1 protein-coding gene is annotated in these 1,318 nt (G+C 74.1%); it reads right to left on the bottom strand.

The features are described 5' to 3' along the window. Positions 1-25: 25 nt before the first annotated feature. The coding region (locus tag DQW85_RS22905; protein WP_338043406.1) for a serine hydrolase domain-containing protein at positions 26-1,318 on the bottom strand (1,293 nt) is incomplete at its 5' end.

Below are 1,318 nucleotides of genomic sequence, written 5' to 3'. Positions count from 1 at the left end.
GGGCGGGCCGGCCGCGCGGCGTGCGTCAGCGCGGCTGCTTGACGGTGAGCCGGTCCACGAGGAACGGGACGGACGGCGCCTGGGCCGCCTTCGCCTCGCTGCGCGCGGTGCCCCGCCCGCATACCCCCAGGAGCAGGTGGTCCCAGATCGCGAAGTCGATCGGGCTGGGCTCGGGCACGCCGTCCTCGTTCAGGCGCTGATACTTCGTCCAGTTGACGCCGAACGAGATCTGGCGCCCGCCGTCCTCGCTCACCAGCGACTGCGTGGCCATGCCGATGACCCCGCCGTCGTGCCCCCAGAACCGCCCGCAGGGCAGGTCGAGGGAGTAGAGCCCGAGCCCGTAGTCGACCTGGCCGCCTGCCGCGACCACCGGCACCGTCTTGCGCATCTCGGCGAGCTGAGCCGCGCCGACGAGCTCACCGCGCAGCAGCGCCCGGTAGAACCGGTTGAGGTCGTCCATGGTCGACACCAGCGCGCCCGCCATGCCGCCCCACGACATGTCGTAGACGCTGTAGTCGCGCGGCGGGTCGATCAGGCCGAACCACGACTCGTACGCCTTGGAGTGCGGGCGCGGCAGGCGCGGCGTGCGCGGGAAGAAGGTGTCGCGCAGCCCCGCCCTCCGGATCACGCTCCGGGTGACCTGCCGCTCGGCGTCGACGCCGGTGACCTTCTCCAGGAGCAGGCCGGCGATGATGTAGTTGGTGTTGGAGTACGACCCGGGCACGGCGCCCGGCTCTCCGGTGGGCGGCGCGGCCAGCCCGAAGTCCACCAGTTCCCGGGGCCGGAAGGTGCGGAACCTGTTGTCGTCCAGGCTGGCGGTCGAGCCCTCCCGGAGCGACGGGAACGCCCCCAGCCCGTAGTCGCCGATGTGGCTGGTGTGGTTGAGCAGCATCCGGACGGTGACCTTCTGGCCCCGCTCGCCGGGGAGCAGGCCGGGCAGGTAGCGGTTCACCGGCGCGTCCAGCTCGACGGCGCCGCGCTCCACCAGCTGCAGGATCGCCACGGAGACGAAGGTCTTGGTGATGCTGCCCGCCCGGTGAGGCATGTCCGGGCGCACCGGGCGGCGGGTGGCCACGTCGGCGACCCCCGCCGCGCCCCGCCACGCCTGGCCACCGTCGCGTACGGCCGAGTAGATGCCGTACATCCCGGCCTGGTGGACCGCGTCCAGCGACTGGCGGAGCGCCCGCCGGTCGAGCAGGTCGAGCCGGTCGAGCCGGTCGAGCCGGTCGTCCGGCGCCGCCGAACCCACGGGGGAGGTGGCCGCGGAGGGCCGCGGGGAGGCCACGGAGGCCGGGCCGTGGGTGGAGGCCGCCGCGGG

Source organism: Nonomuraea lactucae (genome assembly GCF_003313395.1).
GTDB lineage: Bacteria > Actinomycetota > Actinomycetes > Streptosporangiales > Streptosporangiaceae > Nonomuraea > Nonomuraea lactucae.
This window is presented reverse-complemented; position numbering and strand designations above follow the sequence as displayed.